Annotated in this window: 10 protein-coding genes; 2 read left to right on the forward strand and 8 right to left on the reverse strand. The window is 33.4% G+C overall.

Annotated features, from left to right (window positions below; all coding sequences use genetic code 11):
• Positions 1–3 precede the first annotated feature (3 nt).
• The 5 genes from AC3QL1_RS18830 to AC3QL1_RS18850 form a co-directional block, all read right to left on the reverse strand.
• Positions 4–5454: a MupA/Atu3671 family FMN-dependent luciferase-like monooxygenase gene (locus AC3QL1_RS18830; RefSeq protein WP_492493677.1), complete on the reverse strand. Its 5451-nt coding sequence runs from the start codon at positions 5452–5454 to the stop codon at positions 4–6.
• Entirely contained in the window at positions 5442–8861 is a 3420-nt protein-coding gene (locus AC3QL1_RS18835; RefSeq protein ID WP_492493678.1) for a non-ribosomal peptide synthetase, read from the reverse strand. The genes AC3QL1_RS18830 and AC3QL1_RS18835 overlap by 13 nt, the downstream gene beginning before the upstream one ends.
• Before the next feature lie 4 nt (positions 8862–8865).
• Positions 8866–14403: an amino acid adenylation domain-containing protein gene (locus AC3QL1_RS18840; RefSeq protein WP_492493679.1), complete on the reverse strand. Its 5538-nt coding sequence runs from the start codon at positions 14401–14403 to the stop codon at positions 8866–8868.
• A gap of 488 nt (positions 14404–14891) precedes the next feature.
• Positions 14892–16928 (reverse strand): tetratricopeptide repeat-containing sensor histidine kinase, encoded by a 2037-nt coding sequence (locus AC3QL1_RS18845; protein WP_492493680.1) that lies wholly within the window; start codon positions 16926–16928, stop codon positions 14892–14894.
• Positions 16929–17007: 79 nt separating this feature from the next.
• Entirely contained in the window at positions 17008–17235 is a 228-nt protein-coding gene (locus tag AC3QL1_RS18850; protein WP_492493681.1) for a hypothetical protein, read from the reverse strand.
• A gap of 119 nt (positions 17236–17354) precedes the next feature.
• Here AC3QL1_RS18850 and AC3QL1_RS18855 point away from each other — a divergent pair, with 119 nt between their 5' ends.
• Both AC3QL1_RS18855 and AC3QL1_RS18860 read left to right on the forward strand, forming a co-directional pair.
• The gene (locus AC3QL1_RS18855) at positions 17355–18023 is read left to right on the forward strand and encodes a response regulator (RefSeq protein ID WP_492493682.1); all 669 of its coding nucleotides are present in this window, start codon (positions 17355–17357) and stop codon (positions 18021–18023) included.
• Between the two features lie 17 nt (positions 18024–18040).
• On the forward strand, positions 18041–18463 hold the full coding sequence (locus AC3QL1_RS18860; protein WP_492493683.1) for a nuclear transport factor 2 family protein: 423 nt from the start codon (positions 18041–18043) through the stop codon (positions 18461–18463).
• 90 nt (positions 18464–18553) lie between these two features.
• On the opposite strand, the gene AC3QL1_RS18865 is transcribed toward AC3QL1_RS18860, so the two are convergent.
• From AC3QL1_RS18865 to AC3QL1_RS18875, 3 genes are all read right to left on the reverse strand, one after another.
• The gene (locus AC3QL1_RS18865; RefSeq protein ID WP_492493684.1) at positions 18554–19660 is read right to left on the reverse strand and encodes an alkene reductase; all 1107 of its coding nucleotides are present in this window, start codon (positions 19658–19660) and stop codon (positions 18554–18556) included.
• A 54-nt stretch (positions 19661–19714) separates the two neighbouring features.
• On the reverse strand, positions 19715–20668 hold the full coding sequence (locus AC3QL1_RS18870; RefSeq protein ID WP_492493685.1) for a polysaccharide deacetylase family protein: 954 nt from the start codon (positions 20666–20668) through the stop codon (positions 19715–19717).
• 63 nt (positions 20669–20731) lie between these two features.
• Positions 20732–24418: a hypothetical protein gene (locus AC3QL1_RS18875; RefSeq protein ID WP_492493686.1), complete on the reverse strand. Its 3687-nt coding sequence runs from the start codon at positions 24416–24418 to the stop codon at positions 20732–20734.
• Positions 24419–24464: the final 46 nt, after the last annotated feature.

The following is a 24464-nucleotide window of genomic DNA, read 5'->3' on the forward strand; positions in this document are numbered from 1 at the left end:
TTATCAGTTTAATCTATTGGCTCTGGCGTTTCTTCTTGAAGCACCTTTATTAAGTATTTTTTGGGCTGTATTGTTTTCTTTGGGAGCACTATTCTGCATTAGTTTGGCTTGTTGCTGTATGGTAGGATTACGGAACAGCTCGACTAATGAAAAAGTGATATTAAATTCCTTTTGCAGCTTTTCATGTAACAGCACTATTTCGATCGAATTTCCGCCTGCTTCAAAAATGCTGACATGGTACGGGATGCTTTCTTTTTTTAAGACTTCGCACCAAAGACGGTAAATATCCAGTTCAATCTGGCTGTTGAGTTTTACGTTATTATTATTAGAGGCTGATTCCTGAGGTTTCAGTTCTTTCAATTTTATCAAATCTACTTTTCCGTTTTCCATCAAAGGAATAGCCGTTACAAAAGCCACATCTTTTGGATTCATATAATCCGGAAGCATCTTTTTTAAATGATTTCGAACCACATTCTCATTTACCTGCGCTGAAATTTGAAACGTTTCTTCTGGATTTTTTTCTTTGGCATATTTATAATTTATGGCATATAACATATAAGTATTGTCATCTTGTGCGGTTTCAGAATCTGTAATTGCTAATTCTTCGACATGAATTTCATAGCCTTTTTCACCAAGAAGTTTTAATATGATATTCAGGTTTGAATCTCCGTCAACCTCAAGTGCCAACTGATGAATTCTTGGCCAATGTTCGTCGCGGATACCTTCTAAAACAAGGCATTCGCTTTTTTCTACGTCTACTTTAAGCAGGTCAATAAAAGGGATATTCAATTCGTCAATAACATCAGATATCGTGGTAAGCTGACACTCTACTTCTTTTGCTTCGTATAATGAGGTAAGATATTCTTTGAATTCTCCGGATACTTCCTGATCACTTTCTACATTTTCATAAAAAGACTGGATAATAATATCGTCAGCTGATTGGTTTTCGCTTTCTGATAAAATGGCACTATCATGTTTGATATAATTTTTAACAGCGTCTACGATCGTTCCTTTTTCTGCAAATCTGCCCGACATTCCGGACATTTCAGGATAATAGTAAAAAGTGGCATTTTCTTTTTTATTTGAAACTCCATAATTTAAAATGCGCCCTTTTATCTGACGGTGTTCGAAGTTTTGTTTTAATCCTGAAAAAATTTGAGGAATGGGTTCAAAAGCAATAATTGTGGCGCTTGGCTGTCTTTGATTGACATCGATACTAAAAGATCCTATGTTTGCCCCTGCATCGATCACAACGCCATTTTCAGGAACTGTTATGTTGTGTTTGAAATAGATTCCGTCCTGAAATATTTCTTTATACAACATCGCCAATTGACGATCTGACTGGTGGTAAATTACACTTCCGTCAGGGAAATAAAAAGCTTTTGCCTGCTCCTGAACCGGCAGTTCTTTATAATTTCCGAAAACAATATCTTCTTTAACAATATAAGCAGACAAATGTGTGCTATTTTCATTGGTAATTGGAACAACTTTGCAGTTTTTGATTCCGGGAATGTTAGCAATTGTTTTCTCGATTTCTTCCGGTTCTACTCTGTAACCGTTAATTTTAACCTGATTGTCTTTTCTGCCAATGTAATCGAATGTACCATTGGCGTTTAATCGCATCAAATCTCCGGTTTTGTAAAATCTGCTGTTGCCAAAATAGGCATTATTGATATTTTTAAAACTCTTGCTGGTAAGCTCCGTATTGTTATGATAACCTTTTGCAACACCTGATCCGCCGATATAAAGCTCGCCAACAACTCCCAACGGAACTTGTTGTTCAAACTCATTTAACAGTAATAAATTCGTATTCAAAACAGGTTTACCAATTTTAAAATCACCTTTATTGATTTCTCTCCATGCAGACCAGACCGTAGTTTCAGTTGGTCCGTACATATTGTATAATTTAGAGTTGGTAATAGCGCTAAGTCCTTCCAGTAAACTTTCGTTTAAAGGTTCGCCGCCTATCATCCAGTGTTTTACTGAGGATATATTTCTTGATTTATCCTGATTGTATAAATCCACAACAAGTTTAGATTGTGAAGGCGTCATTTGAACGTGGGTAATTTTATAAGCCTCAATAAGTTCCAATTCGTTCTTTTGACTTTCTACATTTAGTAAATCCCTGAACTCAATTTGTTTGTGATATAAAGCCTTAGCTTCGGTTATTTTTGCAAGTCCGTGTAATACTTTTTCATTTTCAATTCCAAAATCAACCAGACACGCCACTTCGGTAACACCAATATCCTGAATCTTTTGCAGCATTTTTTGGCAGGATTCTACGCTTCCTATCAAGGTATTTTCCTTGCTGAATTTTCTGTAAGCGATTTCAATAATTTCATCACTTTGTGTATCAATATCCAATCCCGCTTCCTGAGCCAAAGGTTCCATTAATTTCATGGAAGATCTCAGGTAATCTTTAAAAGGTTTTTCGCTTAATTCCAGCGCAGTTTCCTGTACCTCATCAATATAAGTATGAAGCATTAAAGACACTTTTCTATCTTCTATAGCAAAGCCATTATCGCGTAATGCCTGATGGTAAACGGCAATATTTTCGGCTAATTTTTCCTGAGACTGACCCAACATATGCGTAAGAACATTGGCACCAATTTCTCCGGCATATTTAAACGTTTCCGGATTTCCCGCAGCAGTTATCCAAAGCGGTAATTCCTGTTGTATGGGCACAGGTCTGATTTTTATTTCAAAATCCTGATCTACTCCGTTCTTTCTTGTAATGGATTCTCCTTGCCAAAGTTTTTTAAGCTCGGTTATTTTTTCGCGCATTTCGTTATGGCGATCATTATAATTTGAATTTGATAAAACAAAATCATTTGGATGCCATCCTGATGCAATGCTTATTCCGGCACGGCCATTACTTAAATTATCAACAACTGACCATTCTTCGGCCACACGAACCGTATCATGTAACGGAAGTACGACACTGCCGGAACGTATCGCAATATTCTTGGTTAAAACCGATAAAGCGGCGCTTAAAATGGATGGGCTTGGGAAGGCGCCACCGAATTCGCTAAAATGACGTTCCGGTGTCCAGATTGCCGTAAAATTATGGATGTCGGCATATTTTGCTGTTTCTAATAATAAATCATATTTCTGATCCTTATTTTCTTTATCTGCACCAAAAAACATGATGCTGAAATCGATACTTTTTGCAGCAGCAATTTTCTCCGGTGCTAATAATTTAAACGGATTTGATTGCTGTAATACAATTTGATGTCCTCTCGAAATTGTCCAGATTAGTTCTAAAACCGAGATGTCAAAATTCATACTGGTTTGTGCCAGCCAAATTTGTTTATTTTCAGTTTCAAAAGAAATATCCAGTGCTTTTAATAAGTTATTCAAATTGGCGTGACTTACTTCGATTCCTTTAGGTTTTCCGGTTGTTCCGGAAGTAAAAATGATGTAAGCCGTATTTTCATCGAGACAATTGGTAACAATTTCACGATCGGTTTTTAGGAACTGAACTTTATCCAGACAGATAAAATCTGCTGATAACTCCTTTAAATACAATTCTTTTAAAGAAGATAAAGTCACAATATATTTAGGCTCTGCATCACTTACAATCTGGCTTAATCTAACCGAAGAATAAACAGGATCAAGAGGAATATAAGCAGCTCCCAGTTTAAAACAGGCAAAAATTGTTGCTACCATTTCTATAGTACGCAATAAACTAATGCCGATTTTATCGCCGTTTTGTACATCGTGATCTAACAAATAAAGCGTAATCTCATCTACTTTTTCGCTTAATTGCGCATAAGTATAAGACACATCATTGCTGATAATGGCGATCGCATCCGGATTATTTTGGGTTTGATATTCAAAAAGAGTAATCGTATTTTCAACATCTGTTAAGTCTAATGTTTCACCTTCTAAATACTTGTAAATCTGTTTGGCATCTTTCTCGCCGATCATTTCTGCTTTAAAAACATTTTCGTCGGGATTTATCAATAAAGAATCCAGCAATGTGTTAAAATGTTCTGCCATTCTAACCATCGTTTCTTCATTAAAAAGATCTGTATTGTATTCCCACGAAAGTGTAAGTCCTTCGGCAGTTTCAGTAATATTTAAGCTAAGATCGTATTTGGCACTGTTTACATTTTTATAAATAACCGGTTCTAAAACAATATCTGTTAATGCAATTTCTTCCTGAACATTATTCTGAAGTGATAATAAAATCTGGAATAACGGATTGTGCCCTAAATTTCTTTTTACTTTTAATTCTTCAACTAATTTTTCAAAAGGCAATTGTTGGTATTCATACGATTCCTCCAGCATTTTTTTGCTTTGTTGAAGTAATTCCCTAAAACTTGGTTCGTTTGATAAATCACTTCTGAGGATGATAAGATTCATAAAAAAACCAACTAAATCGGCCACTTCTGCTTTTTCCCTATTCGCAATTGGCGTACCAACCACTATATCTTTTGCATTGCTGTATCTGGATAATAAAATACTAAAAGCTGCATGAATCGCCATAAATAAAGTCGCCGATTCTGCTTTGCATAAATTGTATAATGCCGTTAGCGTGGTTTTATCAATATGCGAATTAAAAGTGTTTCCGTTAAAACTTTGAATGTAAGGTCTGGCGTTATCTAGTGGCAAATTATGAATAACCGGTAAATCTGTTAATTGGTTTTTCCAATAGTCGATTTGGTTTTCCAGCACTTTTCCTTTCAGCCATTGTCTTTGCCAATTTGCATAATCTGAATATTGTACCTGTAATTCCGGTAATGAATTCGATTCCCCTTTTGAATAATTATTATAAAGGCTATTAAATTCTTTGACCAACACGCCTATCGACCAGCCATCTGAAGCGATATGATGCATGGTTACGATCATAAAATGTTCCAGATCACTTACTTTAAACAAGCGAACACTTAATAATAAGTCTTTCGTTAAATCAAATATCTTATTGGTTTCTTCTTCGATCTTCTGTAAAATCTGGTCTTCCCTATTTTTTATTGAAGCATCTAATTCTTCAATTTCAATAGTGAAATCATTTACAGCCTGGATTTCCTGAACAGGTTCTCCGGCATTATCCACAAAAAACACGCTTCGCAAACTATCGTGTCTTTCCAGAATCGTATTAAAAGTTTGATTCAGTGCATTATAATCTATTTTTCCTTTTAATTTAAAAGTAGAAGTCAGGTTATAATGCGAACTTCCGTTATTGATTTTATCTAAAAGCCATAAACTCTGCTGCGAAAAAGACAGCGGTTTTGGCGTATTTTTATCGGTGCTTTTTACCAGAGGAATTTCATGTGTCGAATGCTCAATTAAGGCAATAATCTCGCTTTTATTTTCTTTCAAAAATTCTTTATCCTCCTGAGTTAATACACTCAGATCACCTTTTATTAAAAGTTTGCCCTCGGAAGCCTCAAAAGTTATTCCTTGCTGAATTAACTGGGTTAATCTTTGTTTTAGGATTAGATCTCCCATATTTCTGAATTTTTATTGTTTGTAATTTCTCCTGTTATAATCGCATTTATTCCGGTTGTAAATACTACTTCATTCTCTACAGATTGCGCCAGTTCATAGATATTTTGCATCGTAAAAACATCTTTCATTTTCATTTTAATGCCAAAAGTTTCGTTGATTTTGTAAATCATTCGCACTACATAAAGTGAATGTCCGCCCAGTTCAAAAAAATTGTCCATTATGCCCACTTTTTCTACATTCAGGATTTCCTGCCAGATTACGGCCAGTTTTGCTTCGGTTTCATTTGTTGGCGCAACATATTGGGTTGCCATATTATTTACCGCAACAACATCAGGCAAAGCTTTTCGGTCTACTTTTCCATTTGAAGTCAATGGAATATTTTCCAGTTTTATATAAAAATTAGGGATCATATAATCCGGAAGTCTCGATTTTAGAAAACTTACAATCTCATTTTTATTTAAATCACTTTCTGACACGTAGAAAACTGCCAGAACATTTTCGTCCTTTATTTTTTTAGCTTCAACAACCGCATGTTCTATAGCATTTGAATATTTTAAAATCTGAAGTTCAACTTCTTCGAGTTCAATTCTGTAACCTCTTATTTTTACCTGCGTATCATTTCTTCCCAAATAAATTAGCGTTCCTGAATAATCTACATATCCTAGATCTCCGGTTTTATATAATTTTTGACCTTCATCAAACGGATTTGAAATGAATCGTGTTTGCGTCAATTCAGGTAAGTTTACATATCCTTTTGCCAGATTATCGCCTCCCACATAAATTTCACCAATTACTTTTTCAGGCACCGGCTGAAGATTATGGTCTAATAAATAAATCGTGGTATTAGGCAATGGCTTTCCGATGGGAACATAATTCGTGATATTTCCTGCCTGCGCAGAAAGCTTATAACTCGTTACCACATGCGTTTCTGAAGGTCCGTAATGATTATGAAGATGGACATGAGGAAATGCTGATAGAAATTTTTCTAAAGAACGTCCCACGATTAATTGTTCGCCAGAAGATATAATGTGCTTCAGCTGATGACGATCAAAAAAATCCTGATTTGTAAAGTCAAAAAAGCTGGCTAAAGCCGAAAACGGAAAGCATAAAACGGCAATTTTATTCTCTGTTATATAATGCGACAAGCTGTCAAAATCCAATTTCAAAGCTTCCGGCGTGATATACAATGTTCCGCCGCTTCCTAAAACAAACCAAACATCCTGAAGCGAAACATCAAAACTAAATGAGGTGTATTGTAAATGTTTCAACCCTGTTTCAATACCGGAATCGTTAATATTCCATTGTATCAAATTAGATAACATTTTATGCGTCTGAATCACTCCTTTAGGATTTCCGGTTGACCCTGAAGTGTAAATAATAAAAGAATTGTCATTTAAATCATTTACAATCACTGGATTTTCGACAGGTTCTTCCGTATACTCAAATTCATCCAGATATATGATATTAATATTATCTGCACCAACCTTGATATCGCCTGTAGTTAATATGGTTTTTATACCAGCATCTTTGATGATATACTTTTTACGTTCGCCCAGATATTTATTATCCACAGGAACATAACAGCCACCGGACTTGATGACTCCCAGCATCGCCACAATATTATATTGCGATCTGTTTAATAATACGCCAACGTTTGTATTTGGCGTTATGCCATGATTTTCTCTTAAATATTGGGCTATTTGATTCGAATAATTATTGATTTGGCAATACGTCATTGAAATATTCTTGTAAACCAAAGCAACAGCATCAGGCGTGTTTTTTACCTGATTTTCAAAAAATGAAATAACGGTTTCTCTTTTATAGTGCTGTAAATCAATTTCCAGATTTTGTATTCCAATTTGCCCTTCCAGATAATTTAATGTGGCTATTTTTTCTAGTGGCTGCTTTAAAAGCAAAGCCACTATTTTTTTATAATGCGCAATAAATTGTCTGATAAATTTTTCTTCAAACAAATCAGTATTGTATTCTATTTTAAGCGATAACAGATCATTTTCAGTTTCTTCTACATATACCAATAAATCAAATTTACTGGTCGTATTTTTTTCTTTTGTAATAGTTTCTAAAGCCTCATGATTATTATTTTGATCTGCATTTTTTGATCCGTTTTTAGACATTACAACAAGCATAACATCAAAAAGCGGATTTCTCGAAGGATCTTTTTTTAGTTTTAATTCTTTTACTAATTCTTCAAACGGATATTGCTGATAAGCATGCGCTTCTAATAAAGATTGTTTTACTTGATTAAAAAAACTATCAAACGAATCTGATTTTTCCAATTTATTTCTAATCGCCAGGGTATTGGTATAAAAACCTATCTGATTGTTTAAATCGATATGTTCTCTCGCGGCAAAAGGACTTCCTATAATAATATCGTCGTTGCCTGTATATTTGTTTAAGATAACATGAAGTGTAGCCGTCATTATCATATGTAATGATGCACCTTTGCTTGTTTGATACGATTGTATTAAATCTGTCGTGTCTTTATTAAAATAAGTTTTTAAGGTTTCGCCTTCATATGTTTTTATCGGTGGACGAATGCCTTTTACAGGAAAATCCAAAACAGGAATTGTACCTGAAAACTTTTCTAACCAATATGTTTTCTGTTTTGCAAAGGAGGTTTCTTTTAAGTTTTGTAAACTCCAGGCTGCAAAATCCTTATATTGAATTTTCAATTCCGGCAATACAGGAATATTTTCCGATTTTAATGCATTGTAAGTCTGTAATATTTCATTTTTAAGAATAGGAATCGACCATGCATCACAAATAATATGGTGCATATTGCAATAAAAATAGTAGCAATTAGGTTCGTATTTTAATAAAGAAACTCTAATTAAAGGTCCGTTTTCTAAGTCAAATGCTGCATTTGTAACCGCTGCAATATGTGTGTCTATTTCAGAGGAAGCATTCTCTACATTAGAAAAATCTTTATAATCCAGTTTAAAATTTATGTCTTGTAAAGGTAAAATATATTGCCCTAATTCATTTTCTGCATTAAGCCTGAATACCGTTCTCAATATTTCGTGTCGGTCAATAACATATAATAAAGCCTGTTCTAAAATATCCTTATCATAACTTCCTTCTAATTTTAATTCAAAAGGAATATGATACGCTTTAGAAGCATTTGCCGATTGGGATTCAAACCATATTCTAAACTGAGCATTTGCTACAGGATAGCTCAATGCATCTTCAACTTTAGGAATCTCTTTAAACTTAGTCGTTTCAAGAGATTTTAGATATTCTATAATTTGGTATTTGTTGCTTTTTATCTTTTCAATGATATCATCTCCAATATTTTCTTTTAACAGTGATATTTTTAATTGATCATCCTGTATTTTTACAGCAATACCATTTGCTCTTAATTCTTTAAGCAATGCAATTGTTTCCATTAGATTAAATAATTAATTGGTTTATTGACTGATCATCATCTACTTCCTGCAGCCATTTTGTGTTTTCTATCGTAATGGCTAAATTTTCTATTGTCGGAGCTGTAAAAAGCGCATCCAGTTTTATGGTTAGGTCAAATCTTTTGTGAATGATCGACAGTAATTCCATAGCTTTTAAACTATGTCCGCCTAATTGAAAAAAATCGTCGGTTATTCCTATTTTATCGACTCCCAGAATTTCCTGCCATATCTCTACTAATTGTTGCTCCGTTTCATTTTTTGGAGATACATATTCCTTTTTTATAATATCATTTTCAGAGATTCCAGGGAACGCCTTCTTGTTTAATTTCCCATTTGGAGTTAATGGAAAAGCGTCTAATTCTATATAATAATTCGGAATCATATATTTCGGAAGTTTGCCGCCTAAATAATTTCTAATAGCCGATTTTTCCACTTCATCATTCGTTACATAATAAGCAACGATTACTTTTTCTTCCTTATCTTCCTGCACCAGAACTGCAACATCATTTATCAATTCAGAATAAGCAGAAATGGCGGTTTCGATTTCTCCCAATTCTATTCTAAACCCACGAACTTTAACCTGATCGTCACGTCTTTTGGCAAATTCTATATTTCCATCAGGCGACCAATATCCTAAATCGCCGGTATCGTACATTTTTTCTCCTTTAATGAAAGGATTGTCGATAAATTTCTCAGCCGTTAATTCCGGTTTATTGAGATATCCGCGGGCAAGTCCGTTTCCTGATATGTATATATTTCCTAAAACTCCAACTGGAACTGGTGCTAAAAATTCATTCAGAATCCATACTTGTGTATTGGATATAGGGCGTCCGATTGAAATTGATTTTTCGTTTTTTGAATTAACCAAATAACAAGTGCTATAGGTTGTGTCTTCTGACGGACCGTAAAGATTTCTGACTTCTATTGTTTCTATCGGTAATTGATTGACAATATCCGGTGACAGAATTTCTCCTGCCAGATTGATGATTTTGATGTTTTCTAAAGAAACTTTATCAGTCAGTAGTTTTCTAACTACAGAAGGAACGGTGTTTAATAATATATTTTTATCACTACCGGCATAAGTCGCTATTTCTAAAGCATTTTTAAGCACGCGCAATTTTTTTCCTGTACTTAAGGTGAAGAAAAATTCATAAACCGAAAGATCAAAACAATAGGAAGTTACCGCATAAACGATATCAAATTTATTAAGGTCGTATGCTGTTTTTGACCAGTTAATTAATTCAACAGCATTTTTATGTTCAATCATTACTCCTTTTGGATTTCCAGTGGTTCCAGAGGTATAAATGATGTACGCTAAATCTGCTTCCTGATGTATTGGTGCTAAATTTGACGAACTAAAATCATTTGCAAGCGTATCATATTGCATTAAAAAATTGCTGTCAATAACCGTTTTAGCTTTGCTGTCATTTTCTATATAAGCAATTCTTTCCTGCGGATAATTAGTATCAATAGGAACATAAGCGCCTCCCGATTTTAAGATCGCCAGTATTACAACAATCATTCTTTCGCTTCTGTCTAATTTGATTGCTACCAAATCATTAGGCTGAATTTTATGATTGTTTCTTAAATAATGAGCCAATCGATTCGCTTGTTCGTTAACTTCCTGATACGTTAATTTTTGATTTTCGAATACAACTGCAAGATCATTTGGCGTTAAAACCACTTGCTCTTCAAACAAAGTTGCAAGTGTTTTATTTGCCGGATAATCCGCTTTTGTATCGTTAAATATTTCTGTTACCAGATTATTTTCTTCCGGCGTGATATAGCTAATTTCTTCAAGATTCTGAGTCGGCGATTTGATTGCTTCTGTCATTAAATTCTCAAAATGAGAAAACATTCTTTCAATCAAAAAATCATCGTAAACATCTGTATTATATTGAATGCTAAGTGATAATCCGTCATTGCTTTCTGTAAAAGCATAACTGATATCAAACTGCGCCGTATTGCTGTTAAACGGATAATCTTCTATTTTCAGTTCTGATAATTCTTCCTGATTCACCAGATTTTTTACTTGTCTTTGATTTTGCAAAACAACCATCACATCAAAAAGTGCTGATCTTGATCTGTCTCTCTTTAAATTAAGTTTACTTATCAAATCATAAAATGGATAATTTTGATGCTCATAAGCTTGCAGTAAAGTATCTTTTTCTCGTTTTACGATTTCAGAGAAACTGTTTTTATCCTGAAAATGCGTTCTGATGGCAATCGTATTCAAATATAAACCTATCTGATTTTCCAGGTCCGGATGATCTCGTCCTGCAGCTGGCGTCCCTACAATAATATCCTGCTGATTTGTATATCTGTACAATAAACTTTTTATCCCGCTCATTAAGGTCATAAAAAGAGTAGCTTCATTTTCTGTTGAAAATGTTTTCAGGTTATTCAGAAAATCTTTTGAAAATTGATGAATAATCGTTTCTCCATTATAAGTTTGAATTAACGGACGTTTTTTAAAAGCCGGCAAATCCAAAAGCGGTATTTCGCCTTCAAATTGCTGTAACCAGAATTTTTCAGATTCCAGATTTGTCTGCTGTTGTTTTTCTTCGGTTAGCCATTCAGCATAATCTTTATATTGTATGACAAGTTCTGGTAACTCAATTGGCGTTCCTGCAATCAAGGCGTTATAAATTGTGACTACTTCTGAAACCAGTAATTCCATAGACCAGCCATCGCCAATAATATGATGCATGGATAAGAAAAACAAATATTCGTCTGTTTTCGCTTTTATCAATATTGCCTTAATAAGCGGTGCTTTTTCAAGATCAAAAGCAATATTGCTTTGTTCGTTAAAATATCTTTTGATGAATTCTTCATTGTTTTTTATTAATGAAAAATCTTCTTGTTTTATTTTAAAATCAAAAGAAACAGCGGATTGAATAAACTGGTTTATTTCTCCCTCTTCATTCGGTTTGAAATAAGTTCTTAGCGTTTCATGTCTCTGAATTAATAATTTGAATGCTTCTTCAAACTTATAAGAATCAATATTGCCGGTTAGTTTTACAACAAACGGCATATTATACGCTAAAGAACCGCCTTCTAACTGACTTAAAATCCACAGCCTGTTTTGTGAACCGCTTAACGGATAACTGTTCTTAAATTTAGCCTGCGGAATTGGCAAGTAATCCTGATTTTTTAATGCTTTTTTCAAATCACTAATCGTCGGATTCGTATATAATAGTTTATAGGGAACACTCTTTTGGAGTTTTTTATAGATCAGGTTTATGATTTGAGAAATCATTAAACTATGACCACCTAATTCAAAAAAATGGTCATTTAAACCTATAGGAGAAATTCCAAGAGTTTGTTCCCATATTTCTGCCAGCATTTTCTCCAGTTCGTCAGTTGGCGCTGCATATTCTTTTCTAACAATAAGAGTATCTGTAATTTCCGGAAGCGCGTCTTTATCCACTTTTCCGTTTGGCGTTAAAGGAACCGAATTTACTTTTATAAAATAAGAAGGAACCATGTAAGCCGGAAGCTGGTTTTCAAGATAATTTCTTAAATCTTTTTTTTCCTCAGCTGCATTTTCTGTGTAATAAGCTGCTAAAACATCTTCGTTATTTTTTTTCTTTACAGCAACAACAGCTTGTTTTATATTTTGAGAAAAAGAAAGAATTGCATTTTCTATTTCTGAAAGTTCAATACGATATCCCCTCAGTTTTATTTGATGATCTTTTCGTCCAAAAAAGGCAAGATTTCCGTCTGGCTGCCATTTAACCAAATCGCCTGTATCATACATTTTTAACCCTTTTACAAAAGGATTATCAATGAATTTAGCCTCCGTTAATTCCGGTTGATTTAGATATCCTTTTGCAACTCCGTCTCCGGATAAATATAATTTGCCAATAACTCCTTCGGGAACCAATTGCAGGTTTTGATCTAAAATATATGCCAGCGTATTGGTAATTGGCTTACCGATAGAAATTGCAGAATTATAATTATTTTCTGGAGAAAGACGATAACAAGTACTGTATGTTGTATCTTCAGATGGTCCGTATAGATTTCTTATTTCGGCATTAGTCAATAATAACTTATTAGCAATATCTACAGGAAAAGGTTCTCCGGCCAGATTAATTACACTAACATTTTCCAGAGAAGTACCGCTTTCTAAAATATGGCGCATACTCGAAGGAACAGTATTTAATAAAATTCTTTTATTTGTTGTTAATTCGGCCTCAATTTCTAAGGCATTATTCAATATTTTTACTGTTTTGCCTACAGATAAAGTATAGAACATTTCATATACCGAAAGATCAAAACAATGTGAAGTAGCTGCCAAAACAACATCAAAAGTTGTGCTGTCAAATTCCTGCTGCGCCCAATGAATTAAAGCAGCGGCATTTTTATTTGTGATAACTACGCCTTTAGGTTTACCAGTAGTTCCGGAAGTATAAATAATATATGCCGGATCATTTGCGTCTCTGCTAATTATTGTATTTTCTTTATAATAATCAGGTTGGTTTTCTAAGAAAAAATCATAGACATCTGTATTAATTACTAATTTGCAGTTGCTGTCTTTTTCTATATATTCTATTCTGTCATTTGGATAATTTACATCAATTGGAACATAAACTGCGCCCAATTTTAAAACGCCCAGAACAGCGATAAGCAGCTTCTCACTTCTTTCAATCTTTATACCTACAAAATCACCTTTTAAGATAGCGTGCTCTTTTTTGAGGTAATCAGAAAATTGATTTACTTGTTCATTTAGTTCAACAAAGTTTAAAGCAGTTTGTTTGTGTACAACAGCAATGCTTAAAGGGGTTTTATCAGCTTGCTTACAAACAATTTCTGCCAGAGAAAATTCATTGGCAAAATCAAAATTTTCAAAATTGAAGCTATTCAGAAGTTTATCTCTTTCTAAGTCTGAAACTAAAGGAATCTCAAAAACAGGAACATCGATGTTTTCCTGTAATTTTATTAACCAATCTTTAAATCTTATTAAAAAGTGAGAAGCAATTGCATTATCGGTTATTTTTTCTGAGTATTGAAGTGAGATCTTTAAGTCCTTATTTTCCTTTTTTTCAACATTCAGTGAGAATCCAAAAGCTATATTGTTATTCTTTTTTATTCCATAATTAAATTGAAAAGGAATATACTTTACATTAGAAAGAAAAGCATGATCCTCAGTATAAGTGATGTATTTATAAGCAGTCTGAACTTCTTCTTTGGTTTTTTGAAGAAATTCCTTTATCGTCTTTTTTTCTAATGATTCAAACTCAAAATACCCCATCAAAGGTTGTGAATCTGCCAGTATCTCAGAACCTACACCAGTAGCATCTTCAAAATAACGCTGAAGGAGCATGTTATATAATGCAATCAAAAGGGTATATTCTGCAATAGTGCTTGCAGCCGTTACATTATAAAAATAAGAAAGTTCAGAAGCCTCTATAATAAGATCATCTACAGCAAAGATTTCAGAATAACTGTCTGTCTGCTGAACAATTTTACTCGTTTTTTTCTGCCAATATTCCTTAGCAATTTTCTGATGTATGTTGTGCATTTTGTGGTATTTTATTGTTGCAAATAAATAGCTGCTCAACAATTTGTAAGGAGTATTAAATCAAACATTTTCAACAATCAAAACGTATTTTTTTTGTGCTTAATTTTTAAATTATATATGTTCTATAAAATTCATAGAAATATTTTTTTCAACCTTTCACACAAAAACCTTTATAACCTTGATTTTCAGCTCAATTAAAATACTTTTTACTTCATAATGTTCGTCATAACATTGTCAGCTACAATATTTAAAACGAAAATAATAGGAATATCGAAGTAAAAATTACGGGTTTTTAATATAAAAATTACGGAGTTCCAAATCGGTCAAAAAATGGAATAAAAAGGTGGGATAAAAAGAAAAAATGTGAACATATATTCAACGAATATATATTCACATTTTTAGCTTACTGCAAAATATTTTTCAGGCCTATTATTTCTTATTTAAAGTACAATTTTATACCGAAAGAAAAAGAAGTAAAAACAAAACCTTTATAGCGTTTCATTGAGTGGAATAAGATTAAATATTACCTCAATTCTGGTTCCATGATTAACTTCTGATATAATATTAATTTTTCCGTTTAAAGAAGCAACACGATCTCTAATATTATTTAATCCAATACCATTTTTTTTGCTTTTCACATCAAATCCCACACCATCATCAACAATAGTAAGTTTTAAGATATTGTTTTTTTTCTTATGAATTTTTACTTCGCAGTTTTGTGCATTTGCATATTTACTAATATTTAAAATGGCCTCCTGAATTATTCTATATAAATTTATTTTATAAATAATCTGTGTATTTCTCCAATCAATATTACCACTGTCTACATAAACAAATTTGGTTTCAGTAATTCCTTTTTGATTCTCAATTAAGGTCGATAACAGAATATCAAAATCACTTTGTTCAAGAAAAGAACTGTTGATTAGTCCGTGAGATATTGTTCGAATTTCATTTTCAATATTTTGCAATTCAGAAATATAATTTTTTCTTTTTTCTATTATTTCTTCATTACTATGTGCATTAAAAAATCCCAGGTTCATTCGAACGCTGTAAATTTTATTCATAACACCATCATGCAATTCTTTTGCTATTTTAGTTTTTTCATTTTCTTTAGCAGTAAATATTTTTTCATGCTGATCTGTTAACAACTGGTAGATTTGCTCATTTGCCTGCTGTTCTTTCTTAAAAAAATTAAGTTCCTGATTTTTATATTTAAAATATCTTAAAACGATAATTATTAATAAGCCCAGAATTAATACAACTGATATAATCAAAATATAAAAATTTGTTTTGGTTAAAACTTTATTCTCATCCTCAATTCTCGATGTTTCATATTCTATTCTTGAATATTTGTCATGTGCATTTCTTTGAATAGTATTAATACTATCACTCAACTTGATATACTCATTGGTATAAAAGAGGCTGTTCTTTTTATCAATTTTATACAGCAATCTTAAAGTTGTCAAAACTTCATTACTGCTTTTAATTTTCAGCGCCAGATGATTTGCTTCATTTAATATCTTTATAGAATTTACAGTATCATTCTGAGACAGGTAATATTCTCCAATGTGAATTTTTTTGTATATAATATCCGGTTCCAGACCAATGCTGTCTACTATTCTTAAAGACTCAAATAACATGTTTCCAACGTCTTTATATTCTTTATTTTTCATTTTCGAATAGGCCAGATTACTTAAAACATTGGCATATAATCGCGGCCATCCTTTTCGTAATTCCTCTGTTAATAAAGGTGTAAGTCTTTGTATTGATTTAGAATATTCTCCTTGTAAATCATATAAATTACAAACATTTATAATAGACGTAATATTATAATTATTTATTTTGTCTTTTCCTTTATCCTTCATTCTATCCAAAACATCTAAAGCTATATTATGGTATTTTAAAGCTTCTTTGTATTGAATTAACTTTTCCATGCAATTGCCCATTAAAGTGCTACATGCATATATTAACTCGTAATCTCTCGAGTTTTTTAAATTTTGCAGCGCCTTAGAAATTTCAACACTGCATTCTATATAATTACCATCATAAAATAAGACATAACCTTTATTAAAAAGCATTCTGGCTACATTATCCTTATCATGCAGTTTATAGTAAATTTTTTCTGCCTGGAGATAGAAACTATAAGCACTGTCTTTTTTAGTATTTTCGTAACAGTCTCCCACAAAATAACAGGCTTTCGCCATTCTAACGCTATCGTTTGCCAGTTTTGACAATTCCAAAGCCTTTAAGCTTACTTCTAAAGATTTTTTTGAATTATTAATATAATAATATTCAGATGCAATCTTGAGGTAAGTATTCCTAACCTCAAGATCGTTTCTTTTATACTTTAATAATAAAACCGTAGAATCTAAATATTTTTCTTTTTCAATACCTTTTAAATTATCAATAAGATTCTCACTCAGGAAAACAGTTGACGTGTTTTCAGCATTAAATGAATCACCTTTTTTACAGGATAAAAAAAGGATAAAAAGAAGGAAAAACGGAATTTGGTTTAAAATCTTCAAAATGGTATTTGTTTTTGTACATCAAATATAACATTTTGCAATAAACCAAAAATCTTTATAACAATCTATTCATGAACTATTAGTGTCTTGGTGGTTTTGGATTACTTGGATCTCCATCGTCACTCAAAAGATCAAAATTTACATTTGTTGAATCAACCGGCTGTATCGATGATTCGACCTGAATTTTAACCTTTGCATTAGCATTTTCTTCGACCTCAATTTCATCATTTGTGCACGAAACAAATAGCAGAGATGTAAACATTGAAGCAGTAAAAAGGAATCCAATTTTGTACAATTTATTTTTCATATAATTTCAATTATTATTAATTATCAAATAAGTTGTAAAAAAAATACTTTGATTTATTTTAATTGTACGGGTTTTCCGTAATATTTTAATTAGATTTGGTACAAATTGAATGTACATATATGAACCTAAATATTTTAATAGTTGATGATCACCCTATGACGGTTGACAGTTATATTAACCTCTTGTCAAACAGCGATTTAACTGATAAAGATTTGCATTTTATAAAAAGTTACAATTGTCAGGAAGCTTATGAAAAAATAAAATTATATGAGAAACAGAACAATCCTATACACTTTGCTCTGCTCGATATAAGCATACCTCCTTACAAGGAATTAGATATTAATAATGGAGTTGATTTAGCCCAGCTTTTGAGAAAAAAGTTTGCTTCCTGCAAAGTGATATTACTCACCATGCATAGTGAGGCTTTAACGGTTGATAAAATAATTAAGAAGATAAAACCGGAAGGCTTTATCTCAAAAAGTGATATAAATTTTGAATTATTTCCTGTTATATGCAAGAAAGTTTTAAACGGAGAATATTTTAAAAGTCCGACTATTATACAGTCACAAAGAGAATTATTTAAAAAGAATATTAATTGGGATAATCATGACAGCCAAATTCTGATATTACTTTCAGAAGGTGTAAAAACTGTTAATCTGCCCAATTATATTCCTCTTTCGATGAGTGCAATTGAAAAACGGAAAGCCAATATAAAAGATCAGCTTTTAGAAGGAAAAGGAGGAGATAAAGATTTAATTGATAAGGCGAAAAAATTAGGTTTAATTTAATTAAAAATCCAAATAAAATGAAAACAAGAAATTTTTTATACCTGATTACGGCGTTGCTTTTTTTCTTTAATACTAATGCACAAGACAAAGAAAAAGATTTAATAAAAGAAACTATCCAGACTTATTTTGATGGCTGGATGACAGGCGATACGTTAAAACTTGGAAAAGCAATGCATAGTTCCTGCAACCTAAAAATTATTAAGGATAACACTGTACTTGTAATAGACAGAAAAACCTATTTAAGCAGATTCAAACTTCACCCAAAAACACCAAATACAGAAGGCAAAATAATTGATATCAATATCACAAAAAACATTGCCTCTGCAAAATGTGAGATACAAACTCCGGAAAGACTGTTTGTGGATTATTTTAATATGATGAAATTAAATAAAGAATGGTATATTGTAGATAAAATCTCTACTAATTTCGAAAAGAAATAAACTTGGAATAATTACATATTAAATTATAAAAAGTAAAAATCTGTACATCTAAGATTTACAGGTTTTTACCTTTTATATTCATTCATTTTCCTACTGCAAAAAAGGATAATCTGTATAACCTCTTGCTTCTCCGCCGCCAAATAAAGTATGCATGTCTGTAATTTTATTTAAGCTCAGATTTTGTTTTACTCTGGCCGGATAATCCGGATTGGTTAAAAAATTTCTTCCAAAGCCAATTAAGTCCACTAAATTTTCCTGAAGTAATTGCTCCGCTTCATCAGGAGTTTTATTTCCTGTTGCAATAATTGTATTTTTAAAATTAGATCTAAGTGCTTTTCTAAAATCTATTGGAATTTGAGGAGCATCATCCCAATCGGCTTCGCAAAGATGAATATAAGCGATATCCAGTTTATTAAGTTCCTGAGCCGCCAGCATAATTGTATCTAAAATTTCAGGATCATTCATATCCTTAAAACTAATAAAGGGAGAAAGCCTTACTCCTGTTTTTTCTTTTCCGACTGCATTCGCTACCGCTTTTGAAATTTCAATCAATAAACGAATTCTGTTTTCCTTTGTTCCGCCGTATTCGTCAGTTCTTGTATTACTGTTGCTTCTTAAAAACTGATCTATCAGATAACCGTTTGCCCCGTGAATTTCAACACCGTCAAAACCGGCTTTAATAGCATTTTTGGCTCCCTCAGTAAATTCCTTAATTACAAGATCTATATCGGCTCTGTTCATTTCCCTGGGTTCGTCTACCGGAACAAAAGTAGCATCACCATTTGGAGCGCCATCAAAAATATAAACGGTTGTGTTTTGAGCCGTCAATGCCGAAGGAGCTACTGGTTGTAATCCGTTAACTTGTGCACTGCTGACTCTGCCCACGTGCCATAACTGCAAAAATATTTTACTTTTATTTTGATGTACGGCATCCGTCACTAATTTCCAGCCTTCTATTTGCTGTTGACTGTAAATTCCGGGAGTTTTAGCATACCCTTTTCCCTGCAGGGAAATCTGAACTGCTTCTGTAATTATGATACCGGCCGTGCTTCGCTGGGCATAATATTCTGCCATTAATGCATTTGGAATATCGCCTGGCTGTGAAGCTCTTGAACGCGTCATTGGAGCCATTAAAAAACGGTTTTCTAAAAGATTACCGCTCAGATTATATTGCTGAAATAATTTCTGATAGTTCATATTAATTGATGTTTTATTTTGAAAATCAAACTGTTAACTAATTTTACAACAGCATTATTCTCTTATGATACTCTTGTCCTGATAAGCCATTTTTGCAATCTCGTCTTTTCTTCTAAAGCTTACTCCTTTATGTTTTTGGATATAACTAATAATTTCTGTAGCTGCAGCAACCATTTGTGGCGTACCTCCTATTCGATCATGAAAACTGATTGACATTTGTCTGCGCTTTTTTTCAGATTCTTTATAAAGCTGGTCAAACTCCATTATAACCTGACGTGCAAATTGATCTGCGCTAAAATTTTTCCCTTCAACCAATACAATATCATTACAGCGGATTGTGTATGGCACCACAGCAAAATCATTCCCTTTTACTTTTAATAAAAAAGGTTCATCGCGGCTTAAATCATCAATATGATATTTAAAACCCAGTTCCTGCAAAATTTCCAATGTATTGGTGCCACGTCTTAACCAATTTGCATTATAGCCAACGGGTTCAAAACCAGTTACTTTTTTTATGGCATCTGCTCCGTCTTTAATAAACTTTTTTTCCGTTTCATAAGGCATAGAATATTGCGTTGCCCAATCCATTCCATGAGCAGCGGCTTCATGTCCTCTTGCTACGATTTCTTTAGCCAATTCCGGATTTTTTAATACCGCAGAACCTACCATATGTGAGGTTACTTTGATGCCAAACTTATCCCAGTTATCCAGCATTCTTGGAATTCCCTCTTTGTAGCCATACTGATACCAGGTTTCAGACGGAAGATCAACGAATCCCTTCTGCATGTTTTGCGGAAACGGGCTCTCAGAATTTACCGGCTGACCGCCTGCTTCAAACTGCATCGATATTGATACAACCAGTCGTGATCCGTCTTCCCATTTGGTTACAGAATCCTGGTTAACGTATGTTTCTTGTTTTAAATCGCCGGCAAGTAAATTTGAAACGGGCAGCAATCCTGCAAGCCCAACAAGACCTGCCTCTTTAATAAATGTTCTTCTGTCTTTCATGTTAGTTGAATTATTTGATTTTGTGACTTATTTCAAAACATATCACAGGTGGTTCGTTAATATTTAATATTTAAAATTAAATCCAACGAAAACAATATTGCCTTCATCTGAATTAAAATAGGCTGCCTGAAGACTCATTGAACTCAATCCGCCAAGCCAGATACCGCCGCCTTGCGAAGTATGCCATTTTTTTGAAGGATCATTTTCGACCCAGACACGACCGCAGTCAAATCCGCCGTAAAGACCAAAATCTACGGGAATCAAACCTGTTTTAAAAGTGGCTACTTTTAGTTTTAAATTAGAACTGTCATACAAACTGTTTTTTCCGCTAAACCGTTCATTTCTATAACCTCGCAAACCATTATTTCCGCCAAGAAAAGACGAATGATAGAAATAATAATTGTCTCCAAAAATCATTCTTCCCTCAATAACCGTTTGAAACACGAGATTTCCGGACTTAATAATTTTATCTTCCAGCCCTAATTTTGCTGAAACATAGCCAAAATTATTATCGCTGTTATCTGTATTTATTTTCCATCCTGCTTTTGTCTCGGCGTATAAACCCTGCGTTGGAAAATCTTCTGCATCTCTGTTTTTATACATTAAAGAAGCCTCCGCGCCAGCATAATTTTGGTGATGAAAAACTGCCGGATCTACATTTGCCGGAGTAAAAAAACGATCATTCATTTCTTCGATTTCGTAACTTTCAAATAAGGCTTTCACTTTAAGTTTATGATATTCCAATCCCGCATTTACAGTTGTTTGTCTGGTTCTGGCGCGGTTGTAATCTTTGCCCAATTCCTGATCATTATTAACAGATTCATTTCCATATCCAAAGAAATTATTCGAAAATTTAGCTCCCGAGAAATAAGCTTCTGCAAAGAAATTGATGTTTGGAAAAACATTAAAAAAAGTACCGCTGTATCCCGCTTCTGCCGATTGATAGGTAAAGTAATAATTAGCAAAAACCTGATGCACTTGCTTGTGCGGATTTCCGTTGAAAGCGTTGTACGTATATTTGTCTTTTACGCCCACAAAAAGACCATCATCTGTAGCAAAACCAACTGCCGGCAATAAAATATTATTGCTTGGAACAAAATAACGAAAGTGCAGATTATTGGTTTCATAAAGAGACGAAAATTGCTTTTTAGAAGGCTGTTTTGCATCTATAATATTCTGCTCATAATTATAATCATAAATACGCGCTTTTTTATTGTTGTTGATGGTGTAACGATCTGTGCCATAACCGCCAATCATACGCAGCAAAACTTCCTGATCTCCTTCTCCATCCACCATAAATTCATCGTCGCCATTAAGTCCGTACAGCCAGATTTCTGAAGTTTTATGTGAATTTATAAGCGTTGAATAATAGGGTTTTGAATTGTTTTCTGTCGTAATTTCGATCAGTGTATTTCCTTGCGATTGTCTGGTAATTTTAAAAATATCTTTTTTATCAGTTCCATGAAGAACTACTTTTTTATTGATAAAAGAAGCATATTCTGCCGCAATTTTGTCTAAGGTTTTAAGTCGGTTTTTTAATTTTGATTTGATGCTTTCAATACTTTCATCCTGCATTTCTTTTGGCAGATTCAAAAAAGCATTGTCAATAACGGCATCATTAAGTTCTTTTTGAATAGAGATTGCTTCTTCCTTCCAAATCAATGCATCATATTCTGAAACAAATATTTTATCAAGATTATAAGCCTCAGAATTAAAGGTTTTTACATTCTCAAGATCGTCATCATAACTTTGCCAAAAGCGTGTTTCAGGAACGATTTGCTTTATGACCGATAAACTTACGCCATCAAATTTAGAAAATGCAGCGTCGCGGTCTCTTGGTATTGGTGAATAAACTCCCGATTTGTTTCCGGTTTCTCTGAGTGCCCAACGCCACTGATCTTCATGTCTGTCCCAATCTCCAATTAACATATCAAAAATTCTTGACCGAATGTATTGTCGTTTATCGATGCTGTATTTTTCGCTGTTGCGGAGTTTTTCCAGCACTTCTGTCGTTCCAGCAAAATCAGTTATTGCGCCTGCATTTTCAATTGAAGTATGCTGATAACCTTGAAAATTCTTTTGTCCTTTTGAAGGTCTTTCTTCAATAAAATAAAGTGCTTCGCCATATTTTTCATTTAAACTTCCAAACCCCGGCTGTTTTGGAAAATAATACAATTTTGTATCGGAGTGATTTACAGAAGCTGCTTCAGCCAGATCATTCACCGCAAGCTGAGCGTAAGGATGCGCTGTGGTAAAAAAATCAGAAACCATTTCTTCGGCCGCTGTATCATCAAAAGAATTAGGGTCGAAGGCAATTCCTTTTAATTTAAAACGCAAAAATTTAAGGGCATCTTTTCGAAGGGAACGCATTACGAATTGCCTTCCGTTTTTGTCTTCAAGCCGCAATGATTGCGATTGGTGTCCGCCGCCTTCTTTCAAAATAGTCAGACCTCCATATAAAGTGTCTAATAATGCTGTTTTGGCCGTTACTTCTGTACTATAATAATCACGGTAATGTTTTCCCCAAAGAATTTTATAAAATCCTGATTTTGAGGTTTCTTCTTTGGTTAAAATTTGTGCTTTAGAAGTTGAAGCCAAAACCGGTAATTTTACTTCTGCATTATTTTCTTTAATAACAGGAAGCGCTTTATTTACGGCATGTCGGTATAATAATGCATTGTTTTTGAAAGAATAAAATTCAACATCCGATGAACCGTCGTCATAATAATTAAGTTTGGCATATCCGTTTTCACTTGAACTGAAAATACCTTTGTAACTTAATTTTCCACCAGGCGCCGTTATTACTTCTTTCGATAATTTTGTTGCTTCAGAATCTGAAAAAGAGCCGCTTATAATTTGGTGTACGCCATTGCCTTCCAGATATTGCAGACTTGCTTCGTGTCCGGAAACAAGCGTAATATTATCTGATAATTTCATCAACGCGGCGATAAAACTGGTGAGTTCCCGATAACGATAATAGGCAATATCCTGCGGATTGCTTCCTCCTAATTTTCTAACGGCTTTATCTCCAAAACCAACAACTGGCAACGGATGCAGATAATCTTTAAAACTGTATTTTCCACCGTGTTTTCCATTACTGAAAATAGGATGATGCATGGCGATAATGACATTTTTAAACGCCGCATCTTTGATCAGACTTTCCAATTCTTCCAGAAAACGTCTGCGGGTTTTGATATCCGGCGAATTTTCATTGATGTATTTAACATCATCCCAATTTGAAATATACCACTGGGAATCTATAAAAATAATGTCCAGATTTTCATTAACAGAAACTTTTCCTAACGGACTTCCGTTTTTAGGAAAATAAATGTTAGTATTTTCTGTGGCTTTAACCAGAAAGTCCTGCGCGACCTTTCCTTTGCGGTTGTCTTTATATTTCAATTCATTTTCTCCCGGAATAAAATAGGTTTTCCCCCTATAATCTTTTATGATTTGAGTTTGTTCTTTTAAAACATTCTGATCTGCAAGACTGTCTTTTTTATCAGGTGAAATGTTATCTCCTAAAAATAAAACAGCAGAGTTTTCCGGCGCTTCTTTTAGTATTTGACTAAATTGCTGCTGGTTTTGATTATCCGCCTGTTTTGCGCCATAATTACCCGTTAAATAAACCGAATAAATATTTTTTTTATTGGATGAAATGCCAGCTTCTTCGCCTGACTGTTCTTTCAATGTAGCACAAGATGCAAATAACAATAAAATTGAAACGGATAAAATCACTGCTTTTTTCATAAAGTTTTTTTTTAAAAAGGAAAATAAAACTAACTATGGCTGATTG

Source organism: Flavobacterium sp. GW823-FHT04A11, from assembly GCF_058796535.1.